The organism is Moorena sp. SIO4G3 (genome assembly GCF_010692305.1).
In the GTDB taxonomy this organism is placed as follows: Bacteria; Cyanobacteriota; Cyanobacteriia; order Cyanobacteriales; family Coleofasciculaceae; genus Moorena; species Moorena producens_A.
On record NZ_JAAHIG010000592.1, the window covers coordinates 1 to 3,519 of the forward strand.

Genomic DNA, 3,519 nt, shown 5'->3' on the forward strand with positions numbered 1-3,519 from the left:
AGCGCGGTCTTGGGGGTTTCCCCCACTCGCTATTGCATCAAGAGAGGGCAGTCCGTTCTTAAAGCCCAGCGCCTCCTAAGGGATGCCCGGATTGGCGCTTGTTGCCTACACTGAACTCGTTCGCGGACCGGCTCTGTAAGAGCAGAGTCAGTGTAGGAGCTGTCACTTACTATAATCTATACTTTGGGGTTGCTTACAACAGAAGTAACCCATTTTTCATTGCTTGTCTGGTTGAACGCGATCGCGTGGCCGTTCGCGTAGCGTGGCCGAAAGGCCAAAAGGCCAAGGTTTTCTGGTTGAAGGTTGTTTGGTTGAAGGTTGTTTGGTTGAAGGTTGTTTGGTTGTTTGGTTGAAGGTTGTCTGGTTGAAGGTTGTTCGCGAAGCGTGGCCAAAGGCCAAGGTTGTTTGGTTGTTTGGTTGTTATTGCCCAGGCGTCCCTTGTCGGTTAGGTTGAGAGTTCAAGCTAAATAGGCTATAGTGCTAGACTTGTAACTTGTCACTTGGTCTGTAACCATAGCAAAAGTAATTGAAAAGTGAACAAGAACAGATCTTGAACAGATCTTGAAATTCTGTTCCATCACCCCGTCACCCCATCACTCCATCACCCTATCACCCTGTGAATCTGCCTTCTTTTCTCTGGCTCTGGAAAATAGCTGCTTGGTCAATGGGTTTGTCCCTATTTGCCTATGTACTCCTGGCAATCACTGGCAGCATTGCGTTTTATCAACGTCACTCCGGACGTCCACGACCGACTTGGTTACGCCCTCTGCACTACATCATTGGCTGGATCATGGTCGCTCTAGTCTTGGTTCTGCTGGGAATTGGTTTAGTAGGGACCATCGGCCATTACGGTAATCTAGGTCATTCAGCCCACTTAATTGCTGGATGGTCTGTGGTAGCACTGGTGTTGCTCTCAGCCTTTAGTGCTACCCAAATAAGTCCTCGACAACCCTTAGCAAAGGCTGTTCACGTTGCTACTAACATTGCTTTGCTAGTGGGATTTACCTGGGTTTCCCTGACTGGTTGGGAAGTTGTCCAGAAATATATTAGGCATTAGGCAACCGAAAGTTGAACGTTGAGAGTTGAAAGTTGAAAGTTGAAAGTTGAAAGTTGAGAGTTGAAAGTTGAAAGTTGAAAGTTGAAACTTTAAGGTTATCTGTCAGCCATGGATAGCTTTACTTTGCCGATGGACGATTTTCAGAGCGATAAAAAGGCTTCTTGACCACAACGGCTGGATAGGATTTACCCCGGATTTCTACTTCCAGCTGCTGTCCAACTTTGCCCAACTTTCTGGGAACATAGGCTAGTGCGATCGCATTTCCTAAGGTTGGTGCTAATGTACCACTAGTGACAACTCCTACCACCTCACCATCAGCTAGGACTGGGTAACCATGGCGAGCAATCTGCCGTCCTTGCATCTGGATCCCAACTAGCTTGCGCTCGATCCCCGTTGCTTTTTGTTGCTCTAGCACCGAGCGTCCGATGAAGTCTCCTTTGCTATCAAGATGCACTAGCCAACCTAACCCAGCTTCTAAGGGTGTAGTGGTATCATCAATATCTTGTCCGTAGAGTGCCATTGCCGCTTCTAGGCGCAGGGTATCTCTGGCACCTAAACCACAGGGAGTCACACCAGAATTTAAAAGTGTCAGCCACAGCTCTATTCCCACATCTGGGTCTAGCATCAGCTCAAATCCATCTTCCCCCGTGTAACCGGTTCTAGCAATAAATGCCGGTTTTCCCAACACCGTTGCCTCTAGATGTCCAAACGCTTTGACTGGTGCTAAGGCTTCTTTGACAAATGGCTGAAGATGTGATATTGCTAATGGTCCCTGTACTGCGATCAACACTTTGGATGTTGAAAGGTCTTGTAAGGTAACTAAATCAGTATCCAGGTTAGCTAACAACCAGTCTTTGTCTTTGGTGCAGGTTGCTCCATTAACAATCATCATCCCCCGCTGCTCCCCAGACTCCTCCTCACCTTGGTAGTAGAAGATAATGTCATCAATGATGCCACCATTCGGATTTAACAACACCGTGTATTGAGCTTGACCTGGTTGCAAGCGGGTTAAATCTGAAGGTACTAGAGACTGCAATTGCTCCCGTAGTTGCTTACCATGAAAAGCAAACTTACCCATATGGGAGATGTCGAAAATTCCGACAGCAGTTCGTACTGCAGCATGTTCTTTTTTCAATCCGCTAAATTGTACTGGCATTTCCCAACCCGCAAAAGCTGTCAAGCGGGCATTTTGTGCTACCACCTGATCAAATAGGGGAGTGCGAGCCAATTTAGGGGTTTCGGATTGGGACTCTGGAGATCCTGGGGAATTTGCCACGGGTTTTAATAATGGTGTTCAGTTATCAGGTTAGTCTAACATTTATCTGCTATTATCAGATCCGTTCCCGTAGCACAATGTGGAATGGGCATCTTGCCCGTGTAGCACAATGTGGAATGGGCATCTTGCCCGTGTAGCACAATGTGGAATGGGCATCTTGCCCGTTACAATTTGGCGTTTTATTAACAACAGTTGCTAAATAGTTGCTAAACGCGCCACTTTCAAATTTATAAAGGATCGAAACGCTCTTTACCCCGTGTCTAAAGACCGGGGATGAAAGCGAACAGCGGCTTTAGCCGCCTACAAAATCTCAGGCTAAATTTGACGTTTTAGTCTGAGAGTGCTAGACTAAAATAGTTACAGTTAAGGTCGAAGCTGATGATTATTTTAGAGTTTAAGGCAAAAGGAAAGAAACATCAATACTCTGCTATTGATGAAGCTATTCGGACGGTTAAATTTATCCGCAATAGTTGCCTTAGATATTGGATGGACAATAAAGGGGTTAATAAATTTGACCTCAATAAATATAGTGCAGTCCTAGCTAAGCAATTTCCTTTTGCCAATGAATTGAACTCTACAGCTCGTCAGTCTAGCGCAGAAAGAGCCTGGTCATCAATTATTCGGTTCTTTGATAACTGTAAGAAAAAGATCCCCGGAAAGAAAGGCTTTCCTAAATTCCAAAAACACTGCCGTTCCGTCGAATACAAGCAGTCTGGATGGAAGCTGTCCCCTGACAAAAAGTCAATCACGTTTAGTGATAAGAAGGGCATCGGAAAGCTTAAACTTAAAGGTACATGGGACTTATGGCGTTTTGACCAAAAACAGATTAAGCGGGTTCGGATAGTCCGTCGGGCGGATGGATACTACGTTCAGTTTTGTGTTTCACTTGACATCAAAGAAGAATTAGAACCAACTGGAATAGCTGTCGGCCTGGATGTTGGACTAAAAGAGTTCTATACGTGCGGCTTGTTCCAAGTAGGAATCTTCGGGAAAAAGCCAGGAGCCAAAAGCTTCAAGGAACAACACGAAGGGGTATGACTTGGGTGACTCGCGGGGAACACCCCAAAAGTTATAACTGTGTGCGGCTTGTTCTGAGTAGGAGCCTCCCTCGTGCGGGAGAGGTATGACTCAGGTAACTCGCGGGGACAACCCCAAGAATTATAACTGTTCATCCGGATGGCGGTGC

3 protein-coding genes and 1 pseudogene are annotated in these 3,519 nt (G+C 46.1%); 2 read left to right on the top strand and 2 right to left on the bottom strand.

The genetic code is table 11. The features are described from left to right. Positions 1 to 216: 216 nt before the first annotated feature. Positions 217 to 399 carry a hypothetical protein gene (locus tag F6J99_RS43310; RefSeq protein WP_293123182.1) on the bottom strand — a complete coding sequence of 61 codons (183 nt, stop codon included), beginning with the start codon at positions 397 to 399 and terminating at the stop codon, positions 217 to 219. Between the two features lie 217 nt (positions 400 to 616). Between F6J99_RS43310 and F6J99_RS43315 the strand changes: the two genes are divergently transcribed. After that, positions 617 to 1,057: a DUF4079 domain-containing protein gene (locus tag F6J99_RS43315; protein WP_070392113.1), complete on the top strand. Its 441-nt coding sequence runs from the start codon at positions 617 to 619 to the stop codon at positions 1,055 to 1,057. Positions 1,058 to 1,175: 118 nt separating this feature from the next. Here the strand turns inward: F6J99_RS43315 and gcvT are convergent, their stop codons facing one another. Next, positions 1,176 to 2,333 carry a glycine cleavage system aminomethyltransferase GcvT gene (gene gcvT / locus F6J99_RS43320; protein ID WP_293123187.1) on the bottom strand — a complete coding sequence of 386 codons (1,158 nt, stop codon included), beginning with the start codon at positions 2,331 to 2,333 and terminating at the stop codon, positions 1,176 to 1,178. Between the two features lie 378 nt (positions 2,334 to 2,711). Between gcvT and F6J99_RS43325 the strand changes: the two are divergent. Next, positions 2,712 to 3,293 (top strand): annotated as a pseudogene (locus tag F6J99_RS43325) (transposase); the annotation flags it as partial. Between the last annotated feature and the right edge of the window lie 226 nt (positions 3,294 to 3,519).